Raw genomic sequence first — 302 nt, forward strand, 5'->3', positions numbered from 1 at the left:
CCCCGGTGATGTGGTCATCGACCACCACCACCTCGTCGACCAGCCCGCGCCATTGCGTGGCGAACATGCCGATGGTGGCCGAGCCGCAGCCGACGCGCATGCGGTGCTCGACCTTGCCGTCGATGACCGGCGCCTTGCCCGCCTCGACGACGACCGTCGCGCCGCCGTCGATGGCGAGCTCGACCGGCTTGCGATTGCACAGATTGAGCAGCGCGTCGCAAGTGGCGCGGCCTTCCTGCTTGGAGCCGCCGGTCAGGTGATGGACGCCGCCGAGCGACAGCATCTGCGAGCCATATTCGCCG

General features: G+C 69.2%; 1 pseudogene. It reads right to left on the reverse strand.

Annotated elements, in window-relative coordinates:
• Positions 1 to 302 (reverse strand): annotated as a pseudogene (locus EN861_RS34880) (6-hydroxynicotinate reductase); the annotation flags it as partial.

This window comes from Mesorhizobium sp. M8A.F.Ca.ET.218.01.1.1 (assembly GCF_004791165.1).
GTDB lineage: Bacteria > Pseudomonadota > Alphaproteobacteria > Rhizobiales > Rhizobiaceae > Mesorhizobium.